Raw genomic sequence first — 16,883 nt, forward strand, 5'->3', positions numbered from 1 at the left:
CAAAGATGATTTGAATATAAAATGATGATTTGATTATAACATGATCATCGGTTTTAAGGTTGATAAAATGCTTGGCTTGAATAACAAAAGAGCGATAAGTCTTTTTTGATAAAATTTATGGGCAATGCTTAAAGTGTATAAGTTTTGATTGAGCTACTTAATTTGGCGGTTACTGGCATAAGAGTGGATATTTAAAATGATGATTGTTGCTAGATTGATTAACTGTGAGTGGTTGGGGGTTTTAGTTAGTTTGCCTTAACTTAGTGTATACGGCTTTGTTGTGATGATAAACCGCACATTGATAGACACAGTTGCCTCATCATTAACCAAACATCGGCATCATAAATACCTTTAATGGCACAGTCAATCTCATAAATCCATCTAAGCCAATTACCACTCATGCCATGTGTGCGGTGGGCGGTTTGGGTGTATGATTGAATTTTGCTTTGCCAAATACCCAGATCACCTGCTGATTTGCCTGATTGTAACTGTAAAATAAGCCTTGCGTCTTTATTTAATGCCCATAATATGATGCTCGGGGCAGTGCCAACATCTTGTAGGTGCTGTAAGATATTCAAGGCTTTGGTAGCATTTGCCATGAGTAGTTGTTCGGACAAATCAAATACGCTAAATTCAGCCCCATCAACCAAGCAGGTATTTAGCATGGCAAGGTCAATAGGTTGTGCGTTATTTGGGTATAATAAAGACAGTCGCCACAGGTTCTGATGAGCGGTCAGTAGATTGTTTTCGGTGTGTGATAATAAAAGTTGCCACGCATCGGGTGTTAGGGTGATCCCTAACTGCTTAGCTTGTACCTGCAAAACATCATGACGCATCTGCTCGTTATAAATATTGGCATCAATAATAAGACCATGCGTGTCAAATAGCTTAACCGCTTTGGTGGCTAGAGACTTTTTATCTTGTTTGGGTAAGTACCAAATCAGATGATGGGGGGTGCTTTGGGCAATACGCTCAAGTGTTGCCATAATGTTGGCAAGACCTTCTTTGTCGGCTTTAGGTTTATGATTGCCACTAATAATGATTGCACTGGTATCACCAAATAGACTTAAGCTATCAAGTTCAGTAACCACCTCGCTCCATGACCTAGAGCTACTAAGCTCAATGCGTTTGATGGTTTGTTCATTGGCACGCCAGATGGGACGACAGGCATCAATCAGCCAAGAAATCATGAGTGGCTCATCAGAATGCACCAACCAAAAACCTGTAATGGGTGGTGCATTTTGTGCAGTTAATAACTGCTTAAATAGTGGTAAAAAACGCTGCTGCATGAGCCTATCTTATTTTGATTTGGCGTAATACTGTTCGGCGATACGCTGTGCCAGATGTTCATACAGCCATTGCTTGGTTTTTTCGCCTTGCTGATCTAGCGTGATGATACTAGCTTCGTTATATTGATAGCTTTGTTCTACTTGGATTGGGTGTTTGTGTGTCTGATTGTTAATTGTATAACTGACATCCGCCATCAATACCAAGCGAACCTCTGTCAATGTACCTACCAGTTCATAACGGCGAAAACGCAAGTTGTCCACCTTAATAGTGTTGGTGGCATCAGCTTGGTTTGTGATGCCAAGTAGCTGTAGCTGTTTTGATAAGGGTTGCTTGAGTGCTAACGCTTCTTGATTGTCCGCCAGTATGATACTTGTGGTGGCATATAAGGGGCTGGCTGATACGCTATTTTGGGTGCCACGCAGGGCAAAGCCACAAGCACTAAGGCTTGTTGCTATTGCCATAACTAGGACGGGTGCTAGGGTTTTTTTCATAAAGTTTTCCTAAGCAAATATGACCTACAGTGTGGTTTGTGTTATCCTGCAACAACAAAGCTGACCAGTTTGTTTGGTACTACGATGGCTTTTTTGATGTCGCCTGTTATGAATTTATCCACACCTTCAGCTGATTTGGCAAGTTCAATCAAGCTGTCATTGTCTAAACCAGTAGCAACTTCCATCTTGCCACGCACTTTACCATTGACTTGAATGACCATTGTCATGGTGTCACTTACTAATGCTGATGTGTCAAGTGCTGGGAAGGTAAGTGTGCGACTATCAAAACCAAACGCTTCTAATAGATGCTCTCCCACATGAGGTGCGTATAAAGACAGTATGGTTAGTAGGGCGATGAGTGATTCGTGGCGAGTTGCCAAATCACCATCATCTTTTACTGCAAATGCTCCAATGTCATTAGCAAGTTCCATCAATGATGATACAGGTGTGTTGAGAGTCAAATGTTCACCTAAAGCTGTATCAATCTTAGAGATGGTCTCGTGCGTCTTACGGCGTAGGTCTTTGGCAGGTTTTGATAAATTGGTAGTATCAATGACAAGGGCTGACTTATCCACGCCTTTGATGGCAGTTAGATGCTCATCGCTAAGTCGCCATACTTTCTTGACAAAATTGTAAGGACCTTTTAGGGCAGAGTCCGACCACTCTAGCGTTTGGTCGGCAGGAGCGGTAAACATGGTATAAAGTCGTACTGTGTCCGCTCCGTACTCATTCATGATGGTCTGTGGGTCCACACCATTGTTTTTGGATTTGGACATTTTTTCTATTTTGCCGATGATGACAGGCTTGCCATCTGCTATCAGTACTGCTTCATTGCCACGCACTTCTATCTCGTGGGGGAAGTAATAAGTTTTTGAACCATCATTATTTTCACGGTAGAAAGTCCCTGCTAGTACCATGCCTTGTGCCAGTAGGTTCTCAAAAGGTTCTGCCCCTTTAACCAATCTTTCATCACGCATGACTTTATGGAAAAAGCGAGCATACAACAGATGTAAGATGGCGTGTTCAATACCGCCTACATATTGGTTGACAGCTAGCCACTTGTCTGCACCTTCTCGACCGACCATTTGGGTGTCATCATGGGGAGTGGTGAAACGCTGAGCGTACCAACTACTTTCCACAAAAGTATCAAAGGTGTCGGTCTCACGCTCGGCAGATTGACCGCATTTAGGGCAGGTGCAGTTGACGAATTCTGGCATGGATTTTAAGGGGTTGCCTCGACCATCAGGTACGACATCAGTTGGCAGTACGACAGGCAAATCGCTCTCTGGCACAGGCACTGTTCCGCAATACTGGCAGTTGATCATTGGAATAGGGCAACCCCAATAACGCTGACGACTCACGCCCCAATCACGCAGGCGGTATTGAGTGGTAATCTTGGCTTTCTCTCCCACTAATTCTAGGATTTTGGTGGTGGCGGTGTCTTTGTCCATGCCATCAAGCACGCCAGAGTTTATGCACACACCGTCTTTGTCAGAATACCACTCTTGCCATGCGTCTGTGCTGTACTCTTTATCTTTGAAAGTAATGACTTGTTTGATGGGTAGGTCATACTTTTTGGCAAATTCAAAATCTCGCTCATCATGAGCGGGCACACCCATTACCGCCCCTGAACCATAACTCATCAGGACATAGTTGGCAACCCAAATAACCACAGGATCACCTGTTACAGGATGCGTGGCAGTTAAGCCTGTATCCATGCCGACTTTTTCAGTCTTGGCAAGTTCTGCCTCTGCCACAGAGCCTTGTTTGCATTCGCTGATAAAGGCTTGTAAAGCGAGGTTGTCTTGGCTAGCATAGGTGGCAAGGGGGTGCTCGGCAGACACTGCAAGATAGCTTACCCCCATTATGGTATCAGGGCGAGTGGTAAAGACAGTGAGTTTGTCTACTTGTCCGTCTAATTCATAAACAAAATCAAGCTCCATGCCATGGCTTTTGCCAATCCAGTTATGTTGCATGGTAAGTACTTGTTTTGGCCATTTGTTTTCTAGCAGTTTTAAATCGTCAAGCAACTCGTCTGCATAATCTGTGATTTTAAAATAATACATTGGGATATCATGCTTTTCAACAAGTGCACCTGAACGCCAACCACGACCATCGATGACCTGCTCGTTGGCAAGTACGGTATTATCCACAGGGTCCCAGTTTACGGTGGAAAGTTTTTTATAAACCAAGCCTTTTTTATAAAGTTGTAAAAACAGCCATTGCTCCCATTTGTAGTATTCAGGGGTGCAAGTGGCAAACTCACGAGACCAGTCAATTGATAGACCTAGCGACTTTAATTGACCACGCATATGCTCAATATTTGCCATTGTCCATTTATAGGGAGCGACTTTATTGTCAATGGCGGCATTTTCGGCAGGTAAACCAAAAGCATCCCAGCCCATCGGTTGCATGACATCGTAGCCCTTTTGACGATAATAGCGACTTAGCACATCGGTGATGGCGTAGTTGCGTACATGCCCCATGTGTAGCTTGCCACTAGGGTAAGGGAACATTGAGAGCATGTAACGAGTGGGTTTGCCGTTATCACAGTTATCCGTGTGGTAGCGGTTATCGGCTTGCCATTTGGCTTGTTGTGTCTGTTCAATGGATTTAAAATCGTAATCGTTTAGGCTCATGGCTATCTCAGATAATTATTGGGTAAAATGTTGGAAAATTAACAGGTTATTATAGCGTAATTTTGATATAATTTGCCAATATTTTTATATCTTAAGGGGAAGTCATGCTGACCATTTATGGCATCAAAAATTGCAACACCATGAAAAAAGCATTTGATTTTTTAAATCAAAATGGCATAGCGTATGAATTTTTTGATTATAAAAAGTCGGTACTTAGCCTAGAGCAGTTTAAAAAATTCGTGGCGACTTTTGGTGAAAAGACCATCAATAAACAAGGCACAACTTATCGTAAGTTTGATGACACCATCAAAAATACACTCATGAGTGGTGATGTCTCTGCCATGTATGAGATGGTTAAGAATCATCAAAGTGTGTTAAAACGCCCAATTATCATGGGTGATGATGTGGCTTTGATTGGTTTTGATGAGCATGAATGGGGCAAAGTGCTTGGCGGAGAGTGAGATTGGCCATTATGCTGATTAAAATAAGCATAATGGCAAAATGTATAAAGACACTAGTCATAACAAGATTTTGTGAGTTTTTGACTTTGGTGGTATTTTGGCATTAACCATCAATAGCAATGTTGTCGTCTGTGTGAATCTGTGTGAAGGTGAAGTTTGCCTAATTCATCATTTATTGGAGTTTTTGGTCATTAGCCACCTTCACACAAATGACTTTGTTAAATTAATTGATAAAGTCTGATTCTCTTAAAATCTGTGTGCCTACACCTTCATCGGTAAAGATTTCTAGTAAGCAGGCGTGCGGAACTCGCCCATCTACGATGGTGGCACTTCTAAGCCCTGCTTTAACAGCATCTAAAGCTCCTGCGATTTTAGGTATCATGCCACCACTAATCGTGCCGTCAGCGATGAGATTATCAACATCGGTGGGCGACAAACTGGTCAATACACTGCCCTCTTTATCAAGCACGCCTTTAATGTTGGTCAGTAGCAATAAGCGTTCAGCATTTAAAAACTCTGCCACTTTGCTTGCGACAAGGTCGGCATTGATGTTGTAGGTCTCGCCTTTTTCATCTACGCCAAGTGGGGCAATGATAGGAATAAAATCGCTATGGATTAGCATATTGATTACTTCTGTATTGACATGAGCCACTTCGCCCACAAAGCCCAAATCAATGGCATTGCCATCTTTATCGGTCATGGCAAGTTTGGTTGCTTTGATGAGATTGGCATCTTTGCCAGTCAAGCCAATTGCTTGTCCGCCATGCTTATTGATTAGGTTGACAATGGATTTGTTCACACTGCCACCTAGTACCATCTCTACCACATCCATCGTCTGTTTGTCGGTGACTCGCATGCCGTCTATGCGGTCAGATTCACGACCAAGTTCATTCATGAGATTATCCACCTGTGGACCTCCGCCGTGTACTACCACAGGATGAATGCCTACGGTTTTTAGCAGGACAATATCACGGGCAAATGAGCTTTCTAGCACAGGGTCGGTCATGGCATTACCGCCGTATTTGATGACAATCAATTTATCTTTGTAACGCTGAATATAGGGTAGGGCGGTGGTGATGACCTCACTGGTGTGTTTGGCTTCGTCTAAGGTTAGGGATTTGTGTTGCATGGCTATTCCTTTGAAAGTATTGGTAAATGGATTGGTATCCGCTTTGCTTGATTGAATTGGGATAAATAAAAATTACTACTGGGTAACCAAGTCAATGTCATCATCAATCATTTAATCCCAGAGCTACCAAACCCCCCTGTGCCACGCTCACTATCATCACTAAACTGATCTACAATTTCAAAAGAAGGACGAACGACAGGCACGACCATATACTGAGCCATGCGTTCGGCAGGATTTAGGATAAAATCAGCATCACTTCTATTCCATACTGATACCATAAGTTCGCCTTGATAGTCAGCATCAATCAGACCCACCAAGTTACCAAGTACAATACCATGCTTATGCCCAAGTCCTGAGCGAGGCAGGATAATCCCTGCATAATTTGGATCTTTGATATAAATCGCCATGCCTGTGCCGATGAGTTTGGTCTCGCCTGCACGGATGATAACAGGCTCATCAATGCAGGCACGCAAATCAATGCCGGCCGAACCGTCTGTAGCACGAGTAGGTAGTGGAAAGTTTGGGTCTGTACCGATTTTGGGATTTAGGAGTTTGACTTGGACTGTGTTCATGAGCTGTCTTTTGCTATCTGTTAAAATGAGTTTGAAAAATAATTGACCAAATGGATTGGGTGAAACATAAAAAGCAAGTACATAAAGCAATCTGACAATATGCTAATAACCTGCCTATTATGTGGTTAATGTGGCGTTCAGTGCCATTAGGTTTGCTGTTATTATGAGGTATTTATATACTGATTTACCCCAAAATAAAAAGATGAGCTGATGATACGAGTGATTGACAATGAAATCAAGTAAAAAACACTAAAAAATTGTAAAAAATCCCATAAAGTTTGGTGAATTGATGCCTTTGCGATACAATAGGTGTGTTTTGATTTTGAGAAAATGTGATGCTACTAAAAGCGTTCTTGGTTATCTTTGCGTGTTTATTCCTTGGTCAGGTGATTGTCATGGGATTTGATTTGCCCTTACCTGCCAGTGTAATTGGGCTGCTACTATTATTTATTTCATTACAGATTGGATTGGTTAAGCTAAAGACGGTGGAAAAACTTGCCAAAGTGATGCTTGATCATTTGGTGCTGTTGGTCATTCCTGCGTGTATTTCTATCATGCAATACCTTGATGTCATCGCTGATGATGCGTGGATATTGATAGTAGCGACGGTTATCAGTACTTTAGCTGTGCTGGTGGTTACAGGCAAAAGCTATGAATGGCTAAGGCATCTACAAAAATCAACAAAAGGGGTGAAAAATGGCTGAAAGGTCGGTATTGATGCTGTTTTTTGAGCTAAAAAACAGCCCGTTTTTGTTGATTTTTATAATGGTTGGTGCGTTTGAGCTGAGTGTTTGGTTAAGACAAACCTTAAAGCAACCACTCATTAACCCCACGCTCATCACGACTGTGGTAGTCATCGCATTTTTAAAGCTGTTTGGTATTTCTTGGGAGAGTTTTGAGCGAGCCAGTGGTTATCTTAGTTTTTGGCTACAGCCTGTGGTGGTGTGTATGGCGGTGCCTTTATACATACAGTGGCAAAAAATCCGAGCCCAATGGCTGCCTATTATTGTTTCTCAGTTCATCGGTTCTGTGGTCGGTATCATAACGGGTGTGTGCCTTGTACAGCTTTTAGGTGGTAGTGAGGATAGTGTCATTGCCATTGCCGCTAAGTCTGTTACCATGCCGATTGCTATTGAAGTTACTAAAGTGTTAGATGGGGTGGTGGGTATCAGTGCGGCAATGGTGTTAATTGCAGGTGTGGTAGGGCAGATCATGGGGGTGTATGTGCTACATCAAGCACGCATCAGACGGGCAATGGCTCAAGGGTTATCATTAGGGACGGCGTCGCACGCTTTAGGGACGGTGCGAGCCATGCAGATGAGTTCTCATCATATGGTATATGCAACAGTAGGGCTGATTTTAAATGGGGTATTGACAGCTTTTATCGCCCCTGTGATTGTACCGTGGCTGATTGGATTATAGATAACAAAAGGATAGCAACCTAATATTAAAAACACTTTGGGTGAACCTAAGAGATTTTTTGTCGGTGGTATCAAAGGTTTTAGATTGGCTTTTTTAATACCTAATAATAGACGACCTAAAATAAGTCGTTTATGAGCAATGGGTGTATTTGATTGATGGCAGGATTTTTAGTGGCATTGCATAATACAAGACAAAAACACCGCCAATGACGGTGTTTTGGTTGGTTTTGATGAATACTGCCGATCAATGTGGCAACTTTTGTAAAGAAGCAATGCGATCATCAAGCGTTGGGTGGCTGCGGAACAAGCTGGCAATGCTAAAGCCTTGTGATTGACCGCTTGAAATGGCAAAGGCTTTCATGCTCTCTGGCATTTGGTCTGGGTGGGATTGAGCAGGGCGAAGAGCATTTAGTGCGGCGATCATATTATCACGACCTGCTAGGCGAGCCCCCATTTCATCGGCACGATATTCACGCAGGCGAGAGAACCACATAACAATCGCACTTGCCAAGATACCCAACAAAATATCCATGACAATACTGGTAACAAAGTAAGCGATGCCAGGAGAATCACTTTCGTTCTTAAATATCGCCCGATCGACAAAATTACCGATAATGCGGGCAAAGAACATCACAAAGGCATTGACGACACCTTGAATAAGTGCCAGTGTTACCATATCGCCATTTGCCACATGACCGATTTCATGAGCAAGTACCGCTTCAACTTCTTCTGCTGTCATGGTGTGTAATAGTCCCGTTGAGACAGCAACTAGGGCGTTATTTTTGTTCCAACCTGTCGCAAAAGCGTTTGGCTGTGGGTTATCAAAAATACCAACTTCAGGCATGCCGATACCAACGGCCTTTGCTTGCTTGGCAATGGTATCAACAAGCCATTGTTCTGTACCATTTTTTGGGCTTTTGATAACGAGCGTGCCTGTGGATTTTTTTGCCATCCACTTTGACAAAAATAACGAGATGATAGAACCTACCATGCCATATACAAGACACATAACAGCGAGGCTGACATAGTTTAATCCATTTGAGCCATGCACACTGCCCAAGCCAAAGACGCTAGATAAAACACCAAAAACAATGCTAAATACGATTAGAACCGCTATGTTGGTTAATAAAAACAAACCAATTCGCATCATAGCTAATTTTTCCTTTTTAAAAGAATTTAAAATTGGATGATAAAATTACTGAATAAAAAATCAGATAAACATGAAAAAATCTGATTAATGTTATTATAAGGATAAAACTAAAAATTAAAAGCCTTTTACCACCTGATGCACAAAAAATAAACACAATAAGTTGGTATAATTCACAAAAATGGGTAGTGAATCAAAAGTTTTGGCTTGCATTTGGTTCATTGCTGTGCTTGGCGTTGATGTATGGTTTATTCACCGTCTGTAGTGGTGTTAATGTTAATGCCTGTGGGCCGTTCAATCTTTTTGATGGTGGTTGTCATGCTTAAATCCATATTCATCGCTAGCTGATATCCGCCTTGAGATAGATTGGTGTCGTGAGCATATAGGTTTTGATGGCGACTATTAACCTTGTGTACATAGTTTCGTGTTTCTTTAAATGGTGGAATGCCACCATATCGCTTGACATTGGCATGACCTGCGTTATAGGCGGCGATGATGTGGTCTTGATTTGAAAATTTTTGGCTAAGCCATGCGATATATTTAACCCCACCTTCGATATTATCAGCCGGATCCCAAACATTGACCACGCCCATATCACGAGCGGTGCCAGGCATGAGCTGCATAAGTCCTTGAGCTCCCATGGGTGATTTGGCGTATGGGTTAAATGATGATTCGGTATGTATGATTGCTTTGACTAAGGCGGGATCTACGCCATGACGAGTAGCAGACTCTCTGATGAGAGTATCATAGGTATTATTGCCAATGCTTCCAATATTTTGGCTGTACGGTATGCTATATTGGATGGGTTTGGTGGGCTTTGTGCCATAGTGAATGTCGGAATCGTATTGACCACTGCTGATATAAGTAAATTTACTTGCACCGCTACCGTTAGACTGAATGATTGTTAATAATTTATCATCAATCTGTGCATAAGCAGAAAGGGTGGATGTGCTAAGTGATAAGGCGGTAAGGATAAGCGAAAGGGTTTTTTGCATGATATTTGTTTGGTCAAAAATTGCGTGCATTGTAGCACAGACTTGGTAAATACGCCCAAGCTTCTTTTGTGTGCTTTGGTAACCAAAGTGGGTCATTCTTGCACTCATCTTGATGGCATGATGCAGGCCTTGCTGTATTGTCTTGAAAATATCTAAAAATAAAAGGGTGTTAATAAGCACCCTTTTATTTAAATCATCATCAAAAATCTTAATGCTTACTCAAAAATTTTGATGTAAGCAGAGGCTTTCATTTCTTGAATCCAGTCTTCTTGGGCTTGCGGAGCGATACGCTCAAAGATGATCTCACGAGCAATATTTTTGTGAACTTGTGAGGTAACATCACGCTCTCGTATATTATCTACCTTTAGAATATGCCAACCAAACTGTGAGCGAAAAGGTGTGGAGTAGTCGCCTTTTTCGGTGTTTTTCATCACCGCTTCAAATTCTGGTACCATCTGGTTTTCACTTACCCAACCTAGGCTACCTTGTTGCTGTGCTGAACCTGTATCGTCAGAATAGGTGGCCGCCAATTGAGCAAAGTTTGCCCCTTTTTGTAGTTCATTGTACAGTGCGTTGATTTTTTGTTCAGCAAGTGCGGCATTTTGGTTGTCATCAACGCGTACTAGAATGTGGCTGGTTTGCCATTCTGGCATGATGACTTTTGAGCCATCAGATTTTTCTACCACTTTGACGACATCAATGCCTGTGCTACTAACAATAGGATTGGTTGTTTCGCCTGCTGCCAAAGTGGTGATTTGTGGTGCTAGCTGGCGTGGTATGGCGTTTTGATTGATTAGCCCTGTATCCGCCCCTTGTAATTGTGGCTCATGGTCTTTGAACTGATTGAGTATCATACCAAGTGATTTACCACTTTGTAGAGCGACAGCAACTTCTTTGGCGACATCGTGAGCTTTGGCTTTATCTTGACTGTTGGCATTGTCCCTGTAGGGAATACGAATATGCACGAGATGATATTGCGACTGTTTGATGCTGGCAGCCTCAGGCGACTTCAAAAAAGCTTCAATCTCTTGGTCGCTGATATTGATGCGGTTTGACATTTGGTGTTGCCACAAAGCGGTAATCGCACCATCTTCGATGAGCTGATTGCGTAAAGCGGCATAGCTACCTTTTTGCTTGGCGTCAAGGGTGGCTTGTAGTTCAGATAGTGATTTTAGACCTTGTGCATGAGAGATTTCAAGCAGTTGGCGGTTGATGACTTCTTCATTAGGAGTAACGCCTGCACGATTGATGATACCCATTTGTAGTTTACGGACAATAAGAGCATCTAGGGCGGCGTGTTGAATTTGAGTAGAAGTGGCATTGATGTTATTGGCTCGGTATTGTGCATTTAGAGCGGCGATAGCGGCAACCAATTCACTCTTTAAGATGATTTCGTCATTCACCACGGCGATGATACCATCGGTGCTTTGAGAGATGCTGATATTAGCGAGTGCCATCGGAGTAACACCAAGTGTCGCTGTGGCAAGCATACCCATCAATAAAGGGCGGATTAAAAATTTGCCTTGCATGAAAGTTCCTTTAATTTTTAAAGTAGTTGCTAAAAGGTTATTAACAAAAAATCTCATTAAGTGTAGCATTTGCCACGCTCATCGTCAAACCCATGAGATAAATTTTACCAAAGTGTTTGAATGGGTAACGATTGGGCAAGATAAATCATTTGGTGTTTAGTAAGATTGTTGCCATACAGATTGGGTGCTGTCATAGCCAATTACTTTATCGCTCATTAGGCGATTTAACCGACCGCCACTGGTTATGCCGTTTAGGCGAATCTCCGCCATGATGGCGTTGTTTGCTCTGGCTTCTGGGTTTAGACTATTTCTATAGCGGCGTACATAGACCGACAGCCCATAACAGCAATCTTCGTAGTTGATACCGACTAACGCATCTAATAATCGGTCGTTGCGATAGTCGTACTGAGCTTGGCTTAGGACACGCCAGTGATTGTTGATGGGAAAAATAGCAGCGGCAGTATAAGCGTGCAAAGGCAGTTGATTAAAAGCCGGAGTTTCTTTGCGATTGATGACACCTAGGCTATATAGGCTATGCTCTTTTGGTTGATAGCGTAGTTGTGCATTGATGTGATTTAGGTCATAATTGGGCGTGAATGAACCATCTGATTCTACCCATAGGTTGTTTATTGGTTGTGCACTAACCTGCCAAGCCAATCCTGAGTTGCCATTGTGCTTGGCGATGTTATCCTTTAAACCAACTTTTAAGTTATCCAAATAAAACTGCTGTGCCACACCAGTATGCAGGCGAGTATTGCCATCTTTATCAATGTAGCGATAACTAAGAGCAGGTGTGATGGCATGCAAGTCTTGAATGCGGTCATGACCTAGTAACCATGAGTCAGACAATAGCTGGTCGTAACTGATGGCGGCATAAGCAGCTTTAAAATTTGGAATATTGCGTTGGTCTTTATAGGGGGTATGGTTATATTTGATGCGAGGGGATAGCACCTGATAACCATCCAAGCTACCATCAAACCAACCAAAAGGTGAGCCTGATTTTTCAAAGAAAGTTGCGGTATCTAGGCTAAATTGTGGGGCGAAGACTGAATAAGTGCCTTTTTTGCCTATTAAATTTTGTGCTGTCAAGCTATCTTCATCGTAAGAGGCGTATAGATGGTTAAGGCTTAGTTTTGGCGTAAGATAGCCCCACGAACGCAGCATTGGATAGCTTGCTGAGAGCTGATTGTACATACGCAAACCGCTTTTTTCGCTTTCTGAATTATCATTGATGGATTTTTTGAAATAAGCAATATTATGCGTACCTGTAATATCAAGTTTATCTAGTGAGCTTGGGATACGAAGTTTTTGACCTAAGGCATCATCAGACTTGGGTAGGGTGTAATCTACCATCAGTTGTGGCAATTTTGAATAGGGTTTATCCTTATCGGCAATGGGCGTACCGTTATGATTTGTACCGCCTAGCGTCTGAAAGGTCTCTGCACGAAAATCAGCATTGAGATGTTCGTTATAATAATTCACCCCAATGCGTCGTGGCAGGTTTAAAGGATTGTTTTTAAGCCCTAGTGTGTCAAAGTCATTTAAATAATCAGTATCTGATACATGGCGATAAGTGGCATAGGCAGAGAGATTATTGATGTTTTTGGCATGCCATTCATGATCAAAGAATACATGATAGCGGTCTTTATTGTTGCGTTTGCGGTCGTTGGGTAAATAGGCGACATCAAAAGTACCTGAGCCATATTTTTTGGTCAAATAACGAAATTCAGCACCAAGCATGGGGTTTTTGTTACTAAACAGGGTTGGTGTTAGCGTTGCATCAAAGTTGGGGGCCAAATTAAAATAGTAAGGAGTATCAACCTGCACGCCATCACTAGAATTGATTCCCACATTAGGTAATAAAAATCCACTGCTACGGCGAGCATCAATAGGAAAATTAAAATACGGCAAGTAAAATACAGGTATGTCTTTGATTTTGAGTGTGCTGTTTTTGGCAATGCCACGACCTGTGTTGGTGTCAATTTCAATGCTGTCTGCATTTAGATGCCATTTGCGTTCAGTGGGCGGACAAGTAGTAAACATGACTTCGTCCATCTGATAGTTGGCGTCGTTGATTTTTTTTAGCTCTTTGGCGTGACCGTGTGCACCGATAGTAGTGCTAGCAAAGGCGACATCTTGGGCTTTAGCGGTTTTGTCTTTAGCATTATATTGCAGTTTATTTGCCACGCCAATGATGCCTGCACTGCTTTGATTGGTTTCATTTAGCTTTTGCTGACTACTGGATTGATTGACTGGAGTGTGAGTGGGTGTATCGCCAAAGATGACTTGACCTGTTGCTGTAGATTCGCCTGTTTTTGGGTTGAAAGTGATTTTGTCGGCAAAAACTTGTTGACCATTTTGTTCTAAGATGACATTGCCTGACAATTCGGCATATTCGTCATTGCCATAATAGCCATAGTCTGCTTGGGCGTAATAAGTACCATCAGTAGCGTCTGGCTTGATTTGCCCATAAGCGTTTTGTTCTGATGAGTGCATGATTTGTGCCTGCGACTCATTCGTTACTTGTCGGTCGGCTGGTTGCTCGTGTCCTAGCTCTTGAGTAAGAGATGTGCGTTCTTGTCTTGGGTGCACCCATACACCTTGGCAGCGTGCTTCATCATTAGACTTGGTATGATAGTAGCTAGATAGGCGCTCAAGGCTACTGTTTTTTTTGATAGGCTGACCGGATTGTGGTGTGTAAGCCAAAGCGTTGGTTGGCGACAACGCACCAAATAATGCCATGTGAATGCTGACAGCCAAGCATAGTTTGGCGTGCTTTGGTTTAAGTAGGGTGCTTTTTGGTTTCACAGTCAAAAACCTTGTATGTTGTCTTTTGATGATAAAGTGTCGTGATGATAAAGCATCGTCATGATTTTTTTGGTTATTTTACACCATTTTTTATGAAAGGTTGTAAGATTTTCATCATGAAATATGGCGATTTTAGCAGAAATTTACAGTACGATCACCAAGAAACATGGTAAAATCTGACCCATCTTTACCAATTTTTATGAGTCTGGGGGCTTATATGACAACACGCCATGATGAGATGATGGTTTTTTTGAATGCCAACCTTGCTACAGGGTTTAGAGTAGAAAGTCTAGCAGGCGATGCCAGTTTTCGCCGTTATCATCGCATATATCTGCCAAATGTCGATGAAAATGGCGTACCTGTAACTTACCTGCTCATGGATGCACCACCTGATAAAGAAAGTGTGGCAGAGTTTGTTAATGTCGCTGACATGATGTCGGACACGGTGAATGTACCGCAGATTATTGTTCGTGATATTGAGCGTGGCTTTTTGTTATTACAAGACTTTGGCACGGTTGAATTTGCTCACCTTATCCGTGATGATAAGGCAAATGTTGATGCCTATTATACCAAGGCTTTGCAAACCTTAGTTGGGTTGCAAAGTTTACCCACTAAAGTAAACCTGCCTGAATATAGCAAACAAAAACTGTCTGACGAAATGGCGTTATTCACCGAGTGGTTCTTGCCTTATGTTGGGGTTTTGCTCAGTGATGAAGCTAGAGATATCATGCGTGACTTTACCGCCTATCTGCTAGAGAATATCGTAGCACAACCAAAAGTTGTTGTGCATCGAGATTATCACAGCCGTAATTTGATGGTGGACAAAGGCAGTGATGCCTTGGGAGTGATTGACTTTCAAGATGCGGTCATCGGAGCGTATACTTATGATTTGGTGAGCTTGGTGCGTGATGCTTATGTGGATTTTGATGAATCTTGGGTGAATGCTAAGATTGCCGAATTTCATCAGCTAAAACAGCTTCATGGCGACATTGATGACTTTATCAAGGAAGTAAACATCATGGGTGTACAGCGTCATCTTAAGGTGCTAGGTATTTTTGTGCGCCTCTATCAAAGAGATGGCAAGGCTCGCTATTTGGCGAATATTCCTAAAGTCATGAAAGATTTACTAAATGAGCTTGACTGGCTACAAACACATGGTGAAACAGCGGTTGTGCCATTTAAGAGTTGGTTAAACTCGGTGGTTCTGCCTGCTTATCATGCCAAGTTTTCCTAGCAGACTATACGATGGTGAGAAAGTCTAATGGTGGTTGGCTTTATGGCACATTGATGCAAGAACAGCCATTACAAAAACAACCATTATAGGCAAGTTTGTTTTATCAAAATATTTATTTCATTGATTAAAAAGGAAGTCATGAGCATTACACAAGCGATGATTTTAGCGGCAGGCAAAGGTACTAGAATGCGTCCTTTGACTTTAACGACCCCCAAGCCTTTGGTTCCTGTGGCGGATAAGGCACTGATTTTGTGGCACATTGAGCGACTTCGTAGCGTGGGAATCTGCGATATTGTCATTAATGTGGGATATCTTGGTCGGCAGATTATTGCTGTGCTATCAGGCATGGATTTAGGGGTGAATCTGCGGCTTTCTGATGAAAGCGTGCTTGATGAGCCACTTGAGACAGCAGGGGGTATTAAGTATGCTTTGGCAAATGGGCTATTAAGAGATGAGCCGTTTATTTTAATTAATGGTGATGTGTGGACAGAGTATGATTTTTCTGGCTTGATTAACCATAAACTGTCTGAGCATTTGGCACATTTGATGCTTGTTGAGAATCCAGAACATAATCTGGCAGGGGATTTTTCCCTAACTGGTAATTTAGTACAGCCAAAAAGCGATGATGCACCTAGCCACACTTTTGCAGGCATTAGCGTGCTGTCGCCTAGACTGATTGATGCGGTGGAGGTAGGCGAGATAGCTCCGCTTGCTCCGTTTTTAAAAACAGCCATGCTAAACAATGCGGTAACAGGGGATATCATGATTGATAAATGGGTTGATGTCGGTACTCTGGAGCGGTTGTCTTATGTTGATGCCTATGCCAGAAAACTAAAGATTGATTAAATAGTTAATAAAATCATAATCTTACAAAATATTTTAGATTTTTATGAAAAAAAGAATTGACACTCTGATAAAAATCTATATAATACGCACCACAACGAACGAACAATGAAGTTGCTTAATATAGTATTTACTTAATCAATTTCAAGTAGTTCAACAGAACATGGGCGGTTAGCTCAGTTGGTAGAGCGTCTGCCTTACAAGCAGAGGGTCAGCGGTTCGAATCCGTTACCGCCCACCATGTTCGCAGCGGTAGTTCAGTTGGTTAGAATACCGGCCTGTCACGCCGGGGGTCGCGGGTTCGAGTCCCGTCCGCTGCGCCAT

14 protein-coding genes and 2 tRNA genes are annotated in these 16,883 nt (G+C 42.3%); 7 read left to right on the plus strand and 9 right to left on the minus strand.

What is annotated here, in order from left to right:
- Positions 1-260: 260 nt before the first annotated feature.
- Genes holA through leuS form a run of 3 tightly spaced genes read right to left on the minus strand, consistent with a single transcriptional unit; the run spans position 261 to position 4,420 of the window.
- The gene (holA, locus tag LU276_RS03135) at positions 261-1,289 is read right to left on the minus strand and encodes a DNA polymerase III subunit delta (protein WP_284674209.1); all 1,029 of its coding nucleotides are present in this window, start codon (positions 1,287-1,289) and stop codon (positions 261-263) included.
- A gap of 9 nt (positions 1,290-1,298) precedes the next feature.
- The gene (locus tag LU276_RS03140) at positions 1,299-1,781 is read right to left on the minus strand and encodes an LPS-assembly lipoprotein LptE (RefSeq protein ID WP_284674210.1); all 483 of its coding nucleotides are present in this window, start codon (positions 1,779-1,781) and stop codon (positions 1,299-1,301) included.
- Positions 1,782-1,822: 41 nt separating this feature from the next.
- The gene (leuS, locus tag LU276_RS03145) at positions 1,823-4,420 is read right to left on the minus strand and encodes a leucine--tRNA ligase (protein WP_284674211.1); all 2,598 of its coding nucleotides are present in this window, start codon (positions 4,418-4,420) and stop codon (positions 1,823-1,825) included.
- Between the two features lie 104 nt (positions 4,421-4,524).
- Here leuS and LU276_RS03150 point away from each other — a divergent pair, with 104 nt between their 5' ends.
- Positions 4,525-4,881 carry a Spx/MgsR family RNA polymerase-binding regulatory protein gene (locus LU276_RS03150; protein ID WP_284674212.1) on the plus strand — a complete coding sequence of 119 codons (357 nt, stop codon included), beginning with the start codon at positions 4,525-4,527 and terminating at the stop codon, positions 4,879-4,881.
- Positions 4,882-5,104: 223 nt separating this feature from the next.
- Here the strand turns inward: LU276_RS03150 and argB are convergent, their stop codons facing one another.
- Positions 5,105-6,010 (minus strand): acetylglutamate kinase, encoded by a 906-nt coding sequence (gene argB / locus LU276_RS03155; RefSeq protein ID WP_284674213.1) that lies wholly within the window; start codon positions 6,008-6,010, stop codon positions 5,105-5,107.
- A 107-nt stretch (positions 6,011-6,117) separates the two neighbouring features.
- Positions 6,118-6,582, minus strand: coding sequence for a dUTP diphosphatase (gene dut, locus LU276_RS03160; RefSeq protein ID WP_284674214.1), 465 nt, complete (start codon positions 6,580-6,582; stop codon positions 6,118-6,120).
- A 335-nt stretch (positions 6,583-6,917) separates the two neighbouring features.
- On the opposite strand from dut, the gene LU276_RS03165 reads away from it, so the two are divergent.
- Together LU276_RS03165 and LU276_RS03170 are read left to right on the plus strand one after the other, a co-directional pair.
- The gene (locus LU276_RS03165; RefSeq protein WP_284674564.1) at positions 6,918-7,286 is read left to right on the plus strand and encodes a CidA/LrgA family protein; all 369 of its coding nucleotides are present in this window, start codon (positions 6,918-6,920) and stop codon (positions 7,284-7,286) included.
- Complete coding sequence (locus tag LU276_RS03170; protein ID WP_284674215.1) at positions 7,279-8,004, plus strand: LrgB family protein; 726 nt, start codon at positions 7,279-7,281, stop codon at positions 8,002-8,004. Before LU276_RS03165 ends, LU276_RS03170 begins: the two co-directional genes overlap by 8 nt.
- A gap of 243 nt (positions 8,005-8,247) precedes the next feature.
- Here LU276_RS03170 and htpX read toward each other — a convergent pair whose 3' ends face one another.
- The 4 genes from htpX to lptD all read right to left on the minus strand — a co-directional run bounded on the left by htpX (position 8,248) and on the right by lptD (position 14,482).
- Positions 8,248-9,153, minus strand: coding sequence for a protease HtpX (htpX, locus tag LU276_RS03175; protein WP_284674216.1), 906 nt, complete (start codon positions 9,151-9,153; stop codon positions 8,248-8,250).
- Positions 9,154-9,398: 245 nt separating this feature from the next.
- On the minus strand, positions 9,399-10,145 hold the full coding sequence (locus tag LU276_RS03180; RefSeq protein ID WP_284674217.1) for a lytic transglycosylase domain-containing protein: 747 nt from the start codon (positions 10,143-10,145) through the stop codon (positions 9,399-9,401).
- A 215-nt stretch (positions 10,146-10,360) separates the two neighbouring features.
- On the minus strand, positions 10,361-11,674 hold the full coding sequence (locus LU276_RS03185; protein ID WP_284674218.1) for a peptidylprolyl isomerase: 1,314 nt from the start codon (positions 11,672-11,674) through the stop codon (positions 10,361-10,363).
- Between the two features lie 156 nt (positions 11,675-11,830).
- Positions 11,831-14,482 (minus strand): LPS assembly protein LptD, encoded by a 2,652-nt coding sequence (gene lptD / locus LU276_RS03190; RefSeq protein WP_284674219.1) that lies wholly within the window; start codon positions 14,480-14,482, stop codon positions 11,831-11,833.
- A gap of 217 nt (positions 14,483-14,699) precedes the next feature.
- Between lptD and LU276_RS03195 the strand changes: the two genes are divergently transcribed.
- The 4 genes from LU276_RS03195 (at position 14,700) to LU276_RS03210 (ending at position 16,882) form a co-directional block, all read left to right on the plus strand.
- On the plus strand, positions 14,700-15,716 hold the full coding sequence (locus LU276_RS03195; RefSeq protein WP_284674220.1) for an aminoglycoside phosphotransferase family protein: 1,017 nt from the start codon (positions 14,700-14,702) through the stop codon (positions 15,714-15,716).
- 138 nt (positions 15,717-15,854) lie between these two features.
- Complete coding sequence (locus tag LU276_RS03200; RefSeq protein WP_284674221.1) at positions 15,855-16,562, plus strand: nucleotidyltransferase family protein; 708 nt, start codon at positions 15,855-15,857, stop codon at positions 16,560-16,562.
- A 162-nt stretch (positions 16,563-16,724) separates the two neighbouring features.
- Positions 16,725-16,800 (plus strand) — tRNA-Val (locus LU276_RS03205).
- A gap of 5 nt (positions 16,801-16,805) precedes the next feature.
- Positions 16,806-16,882 (plus strand) — tRNA-Asp (locus LU276_RS03210).
- Position 16,883: the final 1 nt, after the last annotated feature.

The sequence above is a fragment of the Moraxella haemolytica genome (assembly GCF_030177935.1).
Classification (GTDB): Bacteria; Pseudomonadota; Gammaproteobacteria; order Pseudomonadales; family Moraxellaceae; genus Moraxella; species Moraxella haemolytica.